The sequence below is a fragment of the Halococcus sp. AFM35 genome, from assembly GCF_051195015.1.
GTDB lineage: Archaea > Halobacteriota > Halobacteria > Halobacteriales > Halococcaceae > Halococcus.
Genome location: NZ_JBNTJU010000042.1, coordinates 1 through 14,952, shown reverse-complemented (window position 1 = coordinate 14,952; position 14,952 = coordinate 1). Strand labels below are relative to the sequence as shown.

The 14,952-nt window shown below is 59.3% G+C and carries 14 protein-coding genes and 2 pseudogenes; 10 read left to right on the top strand and 6 right to left on the bottom strand.

The window, feature by feature from the left end; translation table 11 throughout:
- Positions 1 to 551: pseudogene (locus ACQUQO_RS16730) on the bottom strand (IS5/IS1182 family transposase); the annotation flags it as partial.
- A gap of 478 nt (positions 552 to 1,029) precedes the next feature.
- Entirely contained in the window at positions 1,030 to 2,232 is a 1,203-nt protein-coding gene (locus ACQUQO_RS16725) for an IS4 family transposase (RefSeq protein ID WP_435079572.1), read from the bottom strand.
- 172 nt (positions 2,233 to 2,404) lie between these two features.
- On the opposite strand from ACQUQO_RS16725, the gene ACQUQO_RS16720 reads away from it, so the two are divergent.
- The 4 genes and pseudogenes from ACQUQO_RS16720 to ACQUQO_RS16705 form a co-directional block, all read left to right on the top strand.
- The gene (locus tag ACQUQO_RS16720) at positions 2,405 to 3,052 is read left to right on the top strand and encodes a helix-turn-helix domain-containing protein (RefSeq protein WP_435079570.1); all 648 of its coding nucleotides are present in this window, start codon (positions 2,405 to 2,407) and stop codon (positions 3,050 to 3,052) included.
- A gap of 124 nt (positions 3,053 to 3,176) precedes the next feature.
- On the top strand, positions 3,177 to 3,506 hold the full coding sequence (locus ACQUQO_RS16715; RefSeq protein WP_435079568.1) for a hypothetical protein: 330 nt from the start codon (positions 3,177 to 3,179) through the stop codon (positions 3,504 to 3,506).
- Positions 3,507 to 5,042, top strand: a complete 1,536-nt coding sequence (locus ACQUQO_RS16710) for a sodium:solute symporter family protein (RefSeq protein WP_435079566.1) — start codon at positions 3,507 to 3,509, stop codon at positions 5,040 to 5,042.
- A gap of 196 nt (positions 5,043 to 5,238) precedes the next feature.
- A pseudogene (locus ACQUQO_RS16705) lies at positions 5,239 to 5,397 on the top strand (IS701 family transposase); the annotation flags it as partial.
- Between the two features lie 13 nt (positions 5,398 to 5,410).
- On the opposite strand, the gene ACQUQO_RS16700 reads toward ACQUQO_RS16705, so the two are convergent.
- On the bottom strand, positions 5,411 to 6,061 hold the full coding sequence (locus ACQUQO_RS16700; RefSeq protein ID WP_435079565.1) for a helix-turn-helix domain-containing protein: 651 nt from the start codon (positions 6,059 to 6,061) through the stop codon (positions 5,411 to 5,413).
- An 85-nt stretch (positions 6,062 to 6,146) separates the two neighbouring features.
- Between ACQUQO_RS16700 and hutU the strand changes: the two genes are divergently transcribed.
- From hutU to hutH, 4 genes are read left to right on the top strand one after another with little or no spacing between them, the layout of a single operon-like run.
- A complete protein-coding gene (gene hutU / locus ACQUQO_RS16695; protein WP_435079563.1) occupies positions 6,147 to 7,883 on the top strand; it encodes a urocanate hydratase in 1,737 nt (578 codons plus the stop codon).
- Positions 7,880 to 8,803, top strand: a complete 924-nt coding sequence (gene hutG, locus ACQUQO_RS16690) for a formimidoylglutamase (RefSeq protein WP_435079561.1) — start codon at positions 7,880 to 7,882, stop codon at positions 8,801 to 8,803. The genes hutU and hutG overlap by 4 nt, the downstream gene beginning before the upstream one ends.
- Entirely contained in the window at positions 8,800 to 10,032 is a 1,233-nt protein-coding gene (hutI, locus tag ACQUQO_RS16685; protein ID WP_435079559.1) for an imidazolonepropionase, read from the top strand. Before hutG ends, hutI begins: the two co-directional genes overlap by 4 nt.
- A complete protein-coding gene (gene hutH, locus ACQUQO_RS16680) occupies positions 10,029 to 11,609 on the top strand; it encodes a histidine ammonia-lyase (protein ID WP_435079557.1) in 1,581 nt (526 codons plus the stop codon). Before hutI ends, hutH begins: the two co-directional genes overlap by 4 nt.
- Positions 11,610 to 11,633: 24 nt before the next feature.
- Here the strand turns inward: hutH and ACQUQO_RS16675 are convergent, their stop codons facing one another.
- The gene (locus tag ACQUQO_RS16675; protein ID WP_435079555.1) at positions 11,634 to 12,776 is read right to left on the bottom strand and encodes a tyrosine-type recombinase/integrase; all 1,143 of its coding nucleotides are present in this window, start codon (positions 12,774 to 12,776) and stop codon (positions 11,634 to 11,636) included.
- 298 nt (positions 12,777 to 13,074) lie between these two features.
- On the opposite strand from ACQUQO_RS16675, the gene ACQUQO_RS16670 reads away from it, so the two are divergent.
- Together ACQUQO_RS16670 and ACQUQO_RS16665 are read left to right on the top strand one after the other, a co-directional pair.
- Complete coding sequence (locus ACQUQO_RS16670; RefSeq protein WP_435079554.1) at positions 13,075 to 13,662, top strand: DUF7437 domain-containing protein; 588 nt, start codon at positions 13,075 to 13,077, stop codon at positions 13,660 to 13,662.
- A complete protein-coding gene (locus ACQUQO_RS16665) occupies positions 13,659 to 14,177 on the top strand; it encodes a hypothetical protein (RefSeq protein WP_435079552.1) in 519 nt (172 codons plus the stop codon). The genes ACQUQO_RS16670 and ACQUQO_RS16665 overlap by 4 nt, the downstream gene beginning before the upstream one ends.
- 195 nt (positions 14,178 to 14,372) lie before the next feature.
- Here ACQUQO_RS16665 and ACQUQO_RS16660 read toward each other — a convergent pair whose 3' ends face one another.
- Entirely contained in the window at positions 14,373 to 14,564 is a 192-nt protein-coding gene (locus ACQUQO_RS16660; protein WP_435079550.1) for a hypothetical protein, read from the bottom strand.
- Between the two features lie 7 nt (positions 14,565 to 14,571).
- On the bottom strand, positions 14,572 to 14,733 hold the full coding sequence (locus ACQUQO_RS16655; RefSeq protein ID WP_435079548.1) for a PaaD-like zinc ribbon domain-containing protein: 162 nt from the start codon (positions 14,731 to 14,733) through the stop codon (positions 14,572 to 14,574).
- Positions 14,734 to 14,952: the final 219 nt, after the last annotated feature.

Here is a 14,952-nt window from a genome sequence, read left to right as displayed (position 1 = left end):
CTTGCTCTCGGTGAACTCTGCGGCAATCGGAATCTTCGATCCGGTCGAAACGATCGTACAGCCGTAGCCGTAATAGTCCTCAGCGGTCGAATCGTAGCATTTCGACGCATCTGGATCGGACAGCATCGCGCGTACGTCCGTGGAGTCGATTCGGTAGGCCATGTCGAGCAGGCCGCGGACGGCGGCCTGTTCGACGAGGCGGTCGAACACATCGTCAACGACTGTTCGAGGTCGGTGAGGAACCGATCGACCGCGTCTCTCGACGGCGGTCGATCGAAGCCACATCCGAGCCAGACCAGCGTATTCTGGAGTTCTCGGGCGACTGGGCGAACCCCGTAGATGTCCTTGTAGTAGCAGTGCAAGAAGCCACGGAAGAGTTCGGGTGGCTCGTGGTCTCGTGTTCGCCCCCGGCGGGCGGGGGCGAACACATCGTATTCGTTGAGAAACTCAAACTCAAGATGCTCGAACAGTGCGAGTGTCTCTGTAGCCACGAGATTGAAGAGCTCGTGGATAGAATCTGCCTCTTGCAGGGTTTGGGAGCTCGTAGACACAGTTTCCACTCCCTGCGTCCTCGTGTGTGACGCTTTCTATGACGCCCTCAAGGGGTAAACGTTCGTATTGATGCTAACCGAGACTAATACTACTTCGACGGTTGAGCATGGTTGCCGTTTCGAGCTGATTCACGACCGGTGCCGTACCGGTCACAAGCCTGATTTTCGGGGAGTTTGGCATGGTCAAAATCGAAGTGTCCCCCACGTGTCTTTTCATGGCTGATTGAAGTCACCACCGCTTGCACCCGCAAAATCGGATGGTTGCACCTGTCCCGTTTCGAGTTGATAAGGATACCGAGCGAGCAAGGTGCGGAAGGCGACAAGAACAGGCGGTGTGAATCAGCCCGTACGAACTGATTGACAAAACGAGGTGCTCCATTCAGCTTGACCCCGGAATTTTACCTGCTAATCGAGTCAGAGAATCAGTTTCGGGAGAGCCGCCGCTCATGGCGGCGGCGATCCCGCCCCAAAATCGGACTCAACCGTACGAGGGCAGCGACTGGTTCCAGCGTGTCCGGAGCTTCCGGATCGCTTCCGGCACGCCACCCCGCAGCGGGTGGCAGTGCCGGAACCACTCCATCAGCACGTACCCGATCAGCGTACAGAACAACTCGAACAACACGCCGTTCAGCGATTTTGAGTGGAAATTCTCGACGTTGGTGTACTGTTTCAGCTCACGGAACAGAATCTCGATCAGGGTCCGCAGCGTGTAGATGCGCACCACGTCCACCGGATCATACTCTGCCGGAGACAACGTCGTCAGGTATTGGATCTCTTCGCCCTCAACGTCTTCAACCACGATTCGCCGAAATTCCTCGTCAGTCTCGGCAAGTTCGATCCGCTGATCAGACATGCTTCGTGTCCCTGCTTCATCGGTGATCTCGACGTCTTGGACGCGCTCCAAGACGTCGACTCGGGCGTCTGATCGAAGCAACGTGACGAAATCTTCGTCACGTCGCTTCATCGCACAGAAACGGTCGTAATCGAGGTAACCACGGTCGAAGACCCGGATCGGCGAGTCGAGGTCTGCAAAGACCTCGACGTCGCTCTGGAGGTGGTCGAACTGTGTCGGTTCACGCGTGTCACCCGCTGTGACGGTCACACCGAGCGGATGTTTGTACTCGCCGTCGACGCGTGCGGCCAGATTGAGCTTGAGTCCACCGTCAGCTGGTTGAATTTCGTGCAGAACCTCGTCATCGTGGACTTCGCTCGGAATAGCAACCGATCTGGTGAGCGTGAGATTGGTTGCGTCGGTTGCGACGATGGCACGGTCAATCTGCTCCAGACGCTTGCGCTGAACGCCACGCTGGTGATACAGCTGCGGAGTGTGAAGGAGCTCGAACAGCACACGAACGACCGCGCGGTAGTCGCGGTCGTTCGTCCGCCGCGAGAAGGTTGAGGCGGCCATGTACGCCATCTGATCGTGAGTATCGGTTTTCTCGGCGAGTTCAGCCAGCGAATCAGAGCGATTGATTCCCTCGAAAGCACCAATCCTGAGATGGTTGTCGAAGTCGTGTTTCTCGTTGTAGGTACCGATATCAAACTGTTCAGCAGTCGACTCGCTGTCGACGGCGTCGAGCAGCGAGTAGAATTCACTCGCGGTAGTCGGTGATCGGTGAGACTCGTCAGGGACTGCTGGCTTCGGTGACCGCCTCGTTTGGGATTCGACCGTGCTTGCCATCAATCCAGACGTGACGGGCTCACGCCGGATTTAAATAGTCGAAACGGGACAGGGTTGCACCAACTTCGAGGTAGACCATACGACTCGTTCAGCGGCAACCGCCGAAGTAGCACTAACCACGGTTAGTGAACCAAAGGTTTTGGTGGCTAGATGACCTATGTTATACGATATCATGTATGAAGTGACGTTCAGGTTGGCAGAAGGCGGTCAGTACACGGAGACGACTCATCGGCGGAACGTATCTTTTGAGGTCTGGTGCAACAACCACTGCGATTTACTCCGTGTACGTGGAGACGATCGTGACCTAATTCGCGAAGAAATTGAAGAAATCGTTGGTATCCAACAATCATTGGAAACAACAAATGAACTCCTGATCATTACAGGAGAATGCCTGATAGAAATCACGGACGATAGTGTCATAGAACACTTAAATAGCCATAACTGTCTTTTGTTACCTCCCCTTCGATACCGCGATGGTGCAAAATTCTCTCGCGTCGTGGCACTCGATTCGAAGAGTCTGACCGATCTCTTTCAGGCACTTAGCGACGACTATCATGTCGAGATCATCAATAAAAAGGAAGTCCAGGATTTCAATCACAGTTCCCCGCTAATAACCCGTGATGAGGTACTACCGAACCTATCATCACGTCAGCAGGAAGTATTTCTCGAGGCTCGTGACCTCGGCTACTATAAAATTCCTCGAGACACCACGACCGACGAGATCGCGGAACAGTTCGGAATCGACCGGCGAACAGTCGAAGAGCACCTCCGACGAGCTGAGAACAAAATCGCAAATAGCGTTGCCGAATATTACATTTAGGAGCGGTTACGGATACGAGGAAATGAACACGATCAAGCTCCCGCAAGAAACGTAGCTTATAAACTCATCTCCACATGCCAACACTACTTACTCCAAGCGAGGCGGTAACGTGGTACTGTAAATCATGGCTTGGAACGAAGACTGGCTTCATGAAGAACGACCTGACGCCTCGGACCTGCCGGAGTATTCAATTTTGCCCAAAAATCGGTACGGCTGGCAATTATTCGCGTATTTCACCGCGATACCGGTCGTCTTCTACGTAGCTATAGCGACTCTTGGGAGGAAAGCGATTTTGATCGGGAACATACCAATTTTGGTAGTGCTGACGCTGCTAATCGCCGGTGCGTTCATCTTGGGTCTACTTCACATTCGCTTCCGCGAAAAAGCCGCGTCGGAAGGAGAACGACGAACACCAACTGAATCCGACAGTCAGAAGCCTGAGGAGGCCGCATAGATGGTCAACACACCGCTACAGATCGTCCCGCCGGAAACCGTGGATATCATTCGAGAGAATTTCCCGATTATCCTCGTCACTGTCGGGCTTTACGTGGTCGGATTCCTTCTCACCTCTCACTTTGCGAGAAAGAAATCCACTGGTGATCTCGTGGATTTCTCGGTCGCTTCACGCACGTTAGGTTGGGTCGTGGTCACGTTTACACTGGTCGCTTCCGTTTCCAGCGGTGTCGGCATGGCGGGATTCCCAGGGACGGTATATACCGTTGGCGCTGGGTTCATCACTTCTGTGATACTCGGGTTCTGTCTGGCGTCGATACTAATTTGGTACTTGGGCCGACGGATCTGGATCCTCGGTAACGAGTACGGTTTCAGTACCCCCGGTGAACTGCTCGGAGAGTACTACCAGAGTGACACCGTTCGGCTCTACACGGTGTTTATCAGTGTAGTTTTCAGTGTGGCCTACATCGTCGCGCAGTTCACGGCAGGTGGCATCCTGATCTTCGTCCTTTCCGGAGGGCTACTCTCCGTCGAAATCGGGATACTGTTGATTACGGGAATCGTATCGCTCCACGTCATATTCACGGGCGTGCGGGGCATCGCCTGGTTCGACACGTTCAACGGAGCCGTCCAAATAATCGCGTTTATAGCATTCTCCGCGGGAATAATCCTTCATGCTGGTGGGCTCCAAGAATTGTTCGTGCGGATAAGCGAGACCAACCCAGACCTGCTTACTATCCCGGGACCGGTTGGAGCATACCCACCGACGAACGTCTACGGAACAGGAATCGGATTACTCGTTGGCCTCTCGTTGATGGCTCCGGCGGCGTGGTTCCGATTTTACGGATCGAACAAAAAGGAGAATTTCGCCAGTATAGCAATCGGATTGCTCGTTTTGTTCCTCATTATCGACATGAGTCTCCTCTTGATGGGGCTGTACGGAAAAATTATCTTCCCAGATATCGCAAACCCAGACTTCGTTTCGTCATTCCTTGCGTTCGAGATACTTCCCATCCCGATTGCCGTTCTGTTCCTCGTCGGCATCCTTGCCGCTATCGTCTCTACGAGTGACTCCTACATGCACGCGTTTTCTGTTACATTTGGGAAGGATTTCGTCCGTGCTATCTTGGTGGAAGACATGGACGACGACAAAGAGCTGAACCTCAATTATGTGCTGATACTCGGACTTGCCGCTATCGCCACGAGCGCTGCGCTGTTCTACGAGGGACTGATCGTTCCTCTGGCTGTTTTCGCCGCCGGCTTCACCGTGCAGCTCCTCCCGCTCACGTTCGGTGCGGTAGCATGGCCTCGTGCATCCAATGAGGCGGCGATTCTCGCACCTCTCGTAGGGATCCCCCTAATCTTCGTTTGGGAGCTAGGAGTCGTCGCGAACCCCCTCGCACCGATGGGAATCCGAGGTATCTTCCTCGCATTAATCATCAACGTCGCAATCTTTGTCGGCGTTAGCTATTTCACAAAACCGGTTCCGGTCAAGAAAATCGAACAGTTCCACGGCTTACTCCACGAGCGACTGTAACTGGTCGGTCCAAGTCAGGATCGAATCCAAGGTCGGCAGCCACGTCAGGTTCCTCGTCGAGCGTCCGATGCACCGGCGGCATCGGACGCATCTTCGAGTTCGCCCAGTAGAAGCGCCCGAAACATTGGCTTGAACGGCTTCGAGTCGTGCCAGTCCGGGAATGGATCGTCGTGGGCATACGAGGCAAGGTCGAGGTGGATCGCTTCGAGCGAACCTCGAACATTCTCTGAAAGAAGCCGTGTACAACCTCCTCTCGTGGGTTCGAGACAACAATGGACGCAGTGTCAATGACCTCATGAACGAGATCGACCACCTCTTCGTTCACTCAACAGCCGAGGCTAACGTGCAAAGCTGAGGATGTCATTTAGTCAACTAATATGCGCCATCATGGAGTCAATAAATTTATTTTCTGCTCGACGAAGATGTTCTTCCGCGGTGCGTCTCTCAACACCGACTTCGCTGGCGATCTCTGTCGTCGTCGTTTTTCGCGGGATTTCGTAATACCCGTGATCATGGGCGGCAACAAGAGTTTCACGCTGACGTGATGTGAGCTCAGGAAGCACACTATCAAGCGTTAGAAGCGGCGAATTGTGTCTGATGGAATTTATTTCATGTTTACTCTCAACATCTACTCTAAATCCGTCTTCAGTAAGGTTTCGGTAGAATTCCGTAAGTGCTGCCGGGTCAAGCGCTAGTACTCGGCAGAATCTTGCACCATCGGCATACCGTAGTGGGGGGAGAAGTAAACAGTTGTGGCGTGTAAGATATTTCTCTATATAATCATCCCTGGTTTTCTGAATACACTCAGAAGTGATGATGGTTATCTCTGTTGATTGTTGAAGAAGATCCTGAACACCAACCTGATCGCGAACATGTTCAAGTATTTCGCCAGTCGCTCCATTTGAAACGTGCAAAAGATCGCAATGATCATTGCACCATAGTTCAACTGAGGCATCATTTCCAGCTGTCACAGCGGCATATGTTCCATCGCCTTCGATTCGAAATGTGGCCTCGTGCATATCCCTGAAAACACCCCCGCACTAATAAGACACATTCCAAGTGGAGGTGGTACAGTATTTTGAATTGCTTCCATATGTCTCACTGATGAGCGAACAAGAACCCGCACCAACCAATACCGGCATCGGCGAGCCGTCGGCCGAGTGGCGCGAGTATCAGGGTGCGCCCACGGGCACCGACATCGAATGCGAGGGGTGGCGGCAGGAGGCCGCCCTCCGGATGCTCAACAACAACCTCGATCCCGAAGTGGCCGAAAAACCCGAAGAGCTCGTAGTCTATGGAGGAACTGGCAGGGCAGCCCGGAGTTGGGACGCCTACGACGCGATCCTCGCCGAGCTGCGCGATCTCGGCGGCGAGGAAACCCTGCTCGTGCAGTCGGGCCAGCCCGTCGGCCGGTTCCCGACCCACGAGCGCGCGCCCCGTGTGCTGATTGCGAACTCGAATTTAGTGGGAAAATGGGACAGCTGGGAACATTTCCACGAACTCGAAGCCGAGGGGAAGATCATGTACGGCCAGATGACCGCCGGCTCGTGGGCGTACATCGGCACGCAGGGCATCATCCAGGGCACCTACGAGACGCTGGCCGAACTCGGTCGTCAGGAATACGACGACGACCTCGAAGGAAAAATCGTCGCCACCGGGGGTCTCGGCGGGATGAGCGGCGCACAGCCGCTCGCAGTGACGATGAACCGTGGGGTCTGTATCGCTGCCGAGGTCGACGCCCACCGGATCGAGCGCCGACTCGACACGGACTACCTGATGGAGCGCGCCGATGATCTCGACGAGGCGCTCGACAACGCTGAGGAAGCGGCCGAAGCGGGCGAACCGTACAGCGTCGCGGTCGAGATGAACGTCGCGGACATGCTCGAAGCGATGGCCGAGCGCGATTTCGTCCCCGACATCGTGACCGACCAGACGAGCGCCCACGACGAACTCAAAGGCTACTACCCGAGCGGCTACACGGTCGACGAAGCCGACGAACTTCGAGAGTCGGACCCCGAGCGCTACGTCGAGGAGAGCCTCGACACGATGGAGCGCCACGTCGACGCCATCCTCGAACTTCAGGATCGCGGCGCGGTCGCCTTCGAGTACGGCAACAACCTCCGCGGGCAGGTCGAGGATCACCGGGGGCGCGAAGATGCGTTCGACTTCCCCGGGTTCGTGCCGGCCTACATCCGGCCGATGTTCTGTCGCGGCCGCGGGCCGTTCCGCTGGGCGGCGCTGTCGGGCGATCCCGCGGACATCCACCGCACCGACGAGGCGGTCACAGAGTTGTTCCCCGAGAACGACTCGCTCACCCGCTGGATCGATCTCGCACAGGAGCAGGTCTCCTTTCAGGGCCTGCCCTCGCGGGTCTGTTGGCTCGGCTACGAAACCGATGATGATGGATTGACCGAACGCGCACGCTTCGCGCTCCGGATCAACGAGTTGGTCGCCGACGGCGAGATTTCGGCACCCATCGTCGTCACGCGCGACCATCTCGATGCGGGCAGCGTCGCCAGCCCGCACCGCGAGACCGAGGCCATGAAGGACGGCACCGACGCGGTGGCCGACTGGCCCATTCTGAACGCCCTCCTGAACTGCGCGGCGGGCGCGGACATCGTGAGCGTCCACGACGGCGGCGGCGTCGGCATCGGCAACGCGCTCCATGCGAACAACCACGTCGTGCTCGATGGCTCGGACCTCGCCGCCGAAAAGGCCCGGCGCGTGTTCACGACCGATCCCGGCATGGGCGTGATCCGCCACGCCGATGCGGGCTACGACGACGCCATCGACGAGGCCGACCAGTCCGACGTGCCCGTGCCGATGCGAGACCGACAATGAGCCTCGACGAACCGCCGGCATGGGACGGTCTCTCTGGGGACCCGAACGACGAGCAGTTCGGCGATATCGTCGAACCGGCGACCATCGACCATGCCAGCGAATTCGACGCCGTTCTCGTTGGCGAACCCTATGACGGCGCGGTGATCGGCCGGCGCGGCGCGCGCGAGGGACCGGCAGCGCTCCGCGACGCGCTCGCCGGGGTCAAAACCCATCACTTCGATGCGGGACCCGTCGCATCGGTCGGCGACTGTGGCGACGTCGAGATTCCCGATGGCGACGTCAGTACGGTACAGGAGGCCGTCCGCGAGATCACCCACGAAATTCACGCCAGCGACGCGCTGCCGGTCTTTCTCGGTGGCGACAACTCGCTCACGTATCCGAACGCTGCACCGCTGCTCGGCGACTCGCTCGGCGTCATCAACTTCGACGCGCATCTCGACTGCCGCGAGGTGCGCGGCGAACCGACCAGCGGGACGCCCTACCGACAGCTTCACGAGGCGGGGCTCGACGCCTATGCCTGCGTCGGCGCGCGCCATTTCGAAACCTCGACGGCGTATGCCGAGTACGTCGACGAACAGGACGGTGAGGTCGTCCCGAGCGAGGCCGTCGGTACCGATGGTCCCGTGGCGGCTGTCGAGCGCGCGCTCGACGCGATGGACGAGGTCGATGCGGTCTACGTCAGCGTGGACCTCGACGTGCTCGACGCGACAGCCGCGCCGGGCGTGAGCGCACCCACTCCCGGCGGTGTTTCGACGCGCGAACTGTTTCGAATGCTTCGGGCGGGCGCGGCCGACGACCGTGTGGCTGGCTTCGAGATCGTCGAGTGTGCGCCGTCGCTCGACATCGATGGGCGAACCGCCGCAGCGGGCGCGCGGGCGATCGCCCATTTTCTGAGTAGCTACACTGGAAACCCATCATGACTGAACTCACGACTGTGGTCCACGACGCGAGCGAAATTGTCGTCGGACCCGGAACGGACGCACCGCTCGAAAAACACGAGGATGCTGCCCTCGCCGTCACGGACGGCCGCGTGGCCGCGGTCGGTCCGACTGAGGAGATCACCGACGAGTATCCCGTGGAGAACGCCACGCACGCGATCAACGCGGACGGCCAGAGCGTGATCCCGGGATTCGTCGATTCCCACACGCATGGCCTGTTCGCTGGCGACCGTTCGGACGAGTTCGCGGCAAAGCTCGGCGGCGAGAACTATCAGGACATCCTCGCCGAGGGCGGCGGCATTCTCAGAACCGTGCGCGCCGTCCGCGAGGCGAGCGACGACGACCTCCTCGCAAACCTGCTCCCCCATCTCGACACGATGCTCGCCCACGGAACCACGACCGTCGAGATCAAATCCGGGTACGGTCTCGACACTAAGACCGAACTGCGGATGCTCGATGTGATCCAGCGGGCCGACGAACAGCATCCGATCGACGTCGTGCCGACGTTCATGGGCGCACACGCCGTGCCCAAGGAGAGCGATGCCGAGGCGTATACCGACCGGATGATCGGCGAGCAGCTCCCCGAGGTCGCCGAGCAGGGCACCGCGGAGTTCTGTGACGTGTTCTGTGAGGAGGACGTCTTCTCGGTCGAGCAGTCCCGACGAGTGCTCGACGCCGGGATGGAGCACGGACTCACGCCCAAAGTCCACGCCGAGGAGTTCGTCCGGCTCGGCGGCGCGCAGCTCGCGGCCGAGATGGGCGCGGCGAGCGCCGACCACCTCCTCCACGCGAACGAGGACGACCGCACGGCGCTCGCCGAGGCGGGCGTCACGCCCGTCCTCCTTCCCGGGACGGCCTTCTCGCTCGGCGCGGACTATGCCGACGCGCGGGCGTTTCTCGACGACGGCGGGACGGTTGCCGTCGCCACCGACTTCAACCCGAACTGTCACTCACAGAGCATGGGTTTCGCCATCGCGCTCGCCTGCGTCGGGATGGGGATGACGCCCGCCGAGGCGCTCGTCGCCGGCACCCACGGCGGTGCACGCGCGCTCGACCGTGCTGGCGAGACGGGCACGCTCCGCGAGGGGATGCCCGCCGATGTGGCGATCATCGACGCGCCCTCGCACATCCATGTCCCATACAACTTCGGCGTGAACACCGTCGAGACGGTGCTTAAGGGCGGCGAACCAGTCGATGGAGGGGGGCGATGAGCGACCGCGAGCCGCTCGTCCTCGACGGCGAATCGCTCACTCCCGAGGACGTGGCCGCCGTTGCCCGCGACGGCCACCCGGTGGCTATCGCCGATTCCGCGCGCGAGGCCGTCAGAGAGTCCAGAGCGCGCGTCGAGGAAGTCCTCGACAGCGACGAGGCGGTCTACGGGCTGAACACCGGGTTCGGACAGCTCGTGACCGAACGCATCCCAGAGGGTGATCGTGGGCGTCTCCAGACCAACCTCGTTCGGAGTCACGCCTCCGGCGTGGGCCGCGAACTCGAACGAGAGGAAGTGCGTGCGATGATGCTCACACGGATCAACGCACTCGTGAAGGGCTACTCGGGCATCCGCGAGGTCGTCGTCGACCACCTCGTGACGATGCTCAATCGAGGCGTTCACCCGGTCGTCAAGTCCCGCGGTAGCCTCGGCGCGAGCGGCGATCTCGCGCCGCTGGCCCACCAAGCACTCGTGTTGCTTGGTGAGGGTGAAGCAGAAGTCGACAGTAAGCGACTCGACGGCGAGGCGGCGCTCGCGCAGGCCGGCCTCGAACCGCTCTCGCTCGCCGCGAAGGAGGGGCTGGCTCTCATCAACGGCACCCAACTCACTGTGGGACTGGGCGCGCTCTGTGTCGTCGACACCGAGCGCGCGCTCAGGGGCGCGGACATCGCCGGCGCGCTCACGACCGAGGTCTCGATGGGGACGACCGCCGCCTGTGACCCGGCGATCCAGGACGTGCGCCCGCACTCGGGACAGGCCGCGAGCGCGCGCAACATCCGCACGCTCACCGTCGATTCGGAAATCGTCGAGTCCCATCGCAACTGCGATCGCGTCCAGGACGCCTACTCGATCCGCTGTCTCCCGCAGGTCCACGGCGCGGCGCGCGACGCGGTTTCCCACCTGCGTGAGGCCGTCGAAACTGAATTGAATAGCGCGACCGACAATCCACTTGTCTTCGCAGGCGAATCCGTCGACGACCGTGCGAGCGGTACCGAGAATGTGGGCGTGCTCTCGGGCGGCAACTTCCACGGGGCACCGCTCGCGCTGCGGCTGGATTACGCCACGAACGCGCTCGCCGACCTCGCCGCCATCGCCGAGCGCCGGGTCGACCGGCTGCTCAATCCGAATCTCCAGGAGGAGCATCTCCCGCCCTTCCTCACGCCAGACAGCGGCGTTCAATCGGGCTACATGATCGCCCAGTACAGCGCCGCCGCGCTCGTCAACGAGAACCGTTCGTTGGGGTCGCCCTCGACGGACAACACGCCCGTGAGCGGCGGCCAGGAGGACCACGTGAGCATGAGCGCCCAGAGCGCGCTTAACGCCCGCACTGCGGTCGAAAACACGCTGACGGTGGTGGGTGTCGAACTGCTCTGTGGCGCGCAGGCGATGGAGTTCGTCGACGACGATCTCGATCCCGGAGCGGGCACCGGCGCAGCCTATGACGCGATCCGCGAACACGTGCCGCCGCTCGATGCGGATCGGCCGCTCCACGGCGATATCGAGATCGCGACGGAGCTGGTGGCCACCGGTCGGCTCGAAGCCGAGGTTGAGAAGGTAGCCAACGAAACAATCGTCTAATTGCAGGAGTAGCCAGACGCATCCTCACTCGCCGGATTCATCTTGCTGATCCGCTTCTTGGAACGCGCTGGTCATCTGGTCGGCGAGTTCGCCGGCTTCGATGTGCGAGTAGTGCTCGCGGACGACTTCCTCGGAGTTATCAAGCGCACGGGCGGCGGCCGCGTGCCCTGACGTACGGACGAGAACCTCGCCAGCACCGCGCCGGGCACCATGAGGCATCAGGTATTCTTCGTCTTCGTCGAGTTTGATACCCGCTTCCTCACAGAGGCGCTTGAGGATCTGTCGTCCTGCGTCGGTCGTTATCGACGGCGGTTCGATGTCGTACTGAATACAGACTTCGATCAACGAGCGGTCGGCGCGCATTTCTTCGATCTCTGTGTCGGTGTAGCCACGCCGATCCAGCTCGTCCATCACCCGCTTCGAGAGCGTTGGACGATGAAACGAGGGAAAGACTGGCCAGCTCTCGCTGGGTGCGTCGAGGACTTTCCGATACATCTGGAGCGGGTGAATCACCGGACTGGGAAGACCTCGGTCGTCGAGACGCTGCTTTTTGGCGAACACTGTCGCGTAGCGGTCTTCGAGATGGACGTCGTCCCAGCGAAGCCCCTGACGTCGCTCGTCACTCCGATCTCGTAGTATCTCTGCACCTCGCACGCCGGAGTACGAGAGGAAGTAGACCAGAGCGCGGTCACGACAGGCTTTGATCGCGGCTTCTTGATCCTCACCGATGTCGTCGATTGCAGTGCTGGCCTGTTCGTCGACAAACGCGGTGAGCTGCTGGCGGTCCTCGGCGGACCACGCTTGCTGATCGCCGCTCTTGTGGCTACCGTCGTCGGGAATGGGTTCGGTGGCGTTGCGCCGCTGAGCGACGTTCTCGGCGAGATGTCCCTCACGGACGGCCCAGCCGCAGAACGCCGAGATATACGCGTAGTAGGTGCGTACTGTGCCTGCGGTCCAGCCTTGACGGGTGAGGTGACGGGCGTACTCGCGAAGGTGGCCCGAGTCCAACTCGTCGAATGATGTCGGACTGGCTGCGTGGCCGGTGAGGAAGCCGACGAATCGGTCGAGCTCTCGACTCGCGTCCTCCCGATAGTTGCCGCTCTCGCCGCCCTTTCCTTTGCCTTTGTCTGTCAGGAAATCCCCGATGACTGCATCGACGCGCACCACGCTACGCGCCTCCGCTGCGTTCGCTGGTTCGATCACTGTTTTCGGGACGAGTAACCGTGATTCCGAGTCGTGGCATTGTGTTCGCTGTGGCAGAGGGCGGGACTTCGGATAAATCTACGTGTGCTTATTGGACTAAGCACGAGTAAACACCAAAATCGCTAATTCCGCCGATTCCAGCCATCTCAGACGGTTCAAGCCCAGCATTAGCGATTATACACTATATAGTGGTTTATCGAAACTCAGCCAACCGACAGGCTTATTCCAGATTGTATATAATCTGTAAACACGGAACTCACCCATGTCACAAACCGCTTCATCGCAGGAAGGAGAAATCGTTCGGGACTTCCTCTCGATTGCCGACCTCCTTGAACAGCCTCAACTTGCCCGCATCTATACCTATCTCTACCACGAGGGTGAGGCGACCGTCGGTGAGCTTATCGACGCGCTCGATCTCCCACAGGGAACTGCCTACACCTACGTAAACCAGCTTACCGATACTGGCGTCCTCGCCTCTACTATAGACACCTCTCCCCAGCGGTACGCAGCCGTCGAGATCGACCTCACCCTGACTATTGACGGTGATCGCGAGTACACTATATCACCCGCTCTCGTCGCTGCAGTCGCCCGACGGGCGACTGACGACACCATCGATTCGTATATCGACCGTCACGGCGTGCACGGCCTCGCAACCGCGCTCACCCACACTATCGCTCGTGAACAGGGCGAGACAACCCATCGCCTCGTGGCCGACGATCTGGGTATTACCGAACTCGAAGCCGAAGTGATTCTTCAGGCGCTTCGACCGATCGTTCGCGAGCATTTCTCGCTCGAAAACTCCGGTGCGTCACTGGCGGACGTAGTTGACGCCGAAAATCTTGATGTGTGAGTGCGATTCACATTGCGGACACGGGCTTTTTCGTCGCACTCGGAGATTCATCGAACGAACGCTATCAGCGAGTTCGGACCTTCGCCAAGCGCAACGAGATCACCTTTCTCGTCCCAAGACGTATCTACGGGGAATTGATTGGAACTGAAGATGAAGAGATCGACGAAACGGAAGCGATTCCAATCGATGTCGCCATCGACGACGGCTGGGTTCGCGTTGCCGATCCGCTGGAGTATACGAATCCAATAGTTTCGAAGACGATGGACGGCATCCAGCGCTACATCGCAAACGCCGACGAACGGTCGGCCGACGAAATCGAACGTGCTGACCCAGCGCTCGGCGCGCTTGCTGTACAAGCGCTCAGCTCGGGGAAGACGGCCCATGCCTACATCTACACGACCGATATCGCTGCCGGTGAAGGGGCAGAGACTATCCTCGCAAGTGAGGGGTACGACGACGCTGTGACGTTCGTCAACGGCTTTCGGTTTATTGATGATCTCCTCGAAAAAGGTTGATTCGAAAGTGCGTGTGGTTCGTCGAGAAATCAGATCTCCGTCTACTGGTCGCAGTCAGCGATCTGTGCTTCATACTTTCCCACCTACGCCGTAGCGGGGGTATGGTAGCGAGCCCCGAAGCGCAGTTACGCGATGGTATATGCGATTGTGGTGCAGTCAGCGATCCGTGGGAATAGAGTGCTGAAGTGTCGTCAGCTACGGCGCGTGAGGGTCGTCGGAATCGGCCAGCGGCGGCTCACCGCCCCCGATGTTGAACTCGGTCTCACAGTTGAGACAGCGATACTCCGAATCCCCGTCCGCGCCTGCGGCGGGGAGGGTCTCGACGTTCTCGGATTCACAGCTGGGACAGGCAACCGTCGCGGTCATATCGTCGGGTGTGTCGCGCATGGTGTTTTCACACTAGTTTAATGGCCATCGGCCCAGCGCTGGGGTCGAACTCATTGCTACAGTCTCGGCAGTGATACTGAAGCCCGCGCGCGGCAATCTGGACGGTATTCGGTGAGTCACAAGTCGGGCACGCGACTGTGTTCTTGTTCGCGTTGGCTGTATCGTTCATGGTGGCTCACCTCACCGAATATTTGAGTGGAAATGTTGTAAGTCTCGTGGCCGCGCCGACAGTCCTCCGTAATGAACTACTCCACCCTTTTGTTATAGGCGGTGGTGCAGAAGTCTTCACAAGGAATACGGTAGGACGGATCTGATGTGTCCAGCAAGTCCGTCCTACCGGATAATGCGACGGTCGAACAGGTTTTCAAAGCATTGGAGACCGAGACGG

What these genes read in the sequence shown, in the direction of transcription:
- hutG (WP_435079561.1), top strand. Translation starts at nt 7,880, where the DNA reads ATGAGCCTCGACGAACCGCCGGCATGGGACGGTCTCTCTGGGGACCCG.
- ACQUQO_RS16725 (WP_435079572.1), bottom strand. Translation starts at nt 2,232, where the DNA reads ATGGCAAGCACGGTCGAATCCCAAACGAGGCGGTCACCGAAGCCAGCA.
- ACQUQO_RS16720 (WP_435079570.1), top strand. Translation starts at nt 2,405, where the DNA reads ATGTATGAAGTGACGTTCAGGTTGGCAGAAGGCGGTCAGTACACGGAG.
- ACQUQO_RS16660 (WP_435079550.1), bottom strand. Translation starts at nt 14,564, where the DNA reads ATGCGCGACACACCCGACGATATGACCGCGACGGTTGCCTGTCCCAGC.
- ACQUQO_RS16700 (WP_435079565.1), bottom strand. Translation starts at nt 6,061, where the DNA reads ATGCACGAGGCCACATTTCGAATCGAAGGCGATGGAACATATGCCGCT.
- hutH (WP_435079557.1), top strand. Translation starts at nt 10,029, where the DNA reads ATGAGCGACCGCGAGCCGCTCGTCCTCGACGGCGAATCGCTCACTCCC.
- ACQUQO_RS16715 (WP_435079568.1), top strand. Translation starts at nt 3,177, where the DNA reads ATGGCTTGGAACGAAGACTGGCTTCATGAAGAACGACCTGACGCCTCG.
- hutU (WP_435079563.1), top strand. Translation starts at nt 6,147, where the DNA reads ATGAGCGAACAAGAACCCGCACCAACCAATACCGGCATCGGCGAGCCG.
- ACQUQO_RS16670 (WP_435079554.1), top strand. Translation starts at nt 13,075, where the DNA reads ATGTCACAAACCGCTTCATCGCAGGAAGGAGAAATCGTTCGGGACTTC.
- hutI (WP_435079559.1), top strand. Translation starts at nt 8,800, where the DNA reads ATGACTGAACTCACGACTGTGGTCCACGACGCGAGCGAAATTGTCGTC.
- ACQUQO_RS16710 (WP_435079566.1), top strand. Translation starts at nt 3,507, where the DNA reads ATGGTCAACACACCGCTACAGATCGTCCCGCCGGAAACCGTGGATATC.
- ACQUQO_RS16655 (WP_435079548.1), bottom strand. Translation starts at nt 14,733, where the DNA reads ATGAACGATACAGCCAACGCGAACAAGAACACAGTCGCGTGCCCGACT.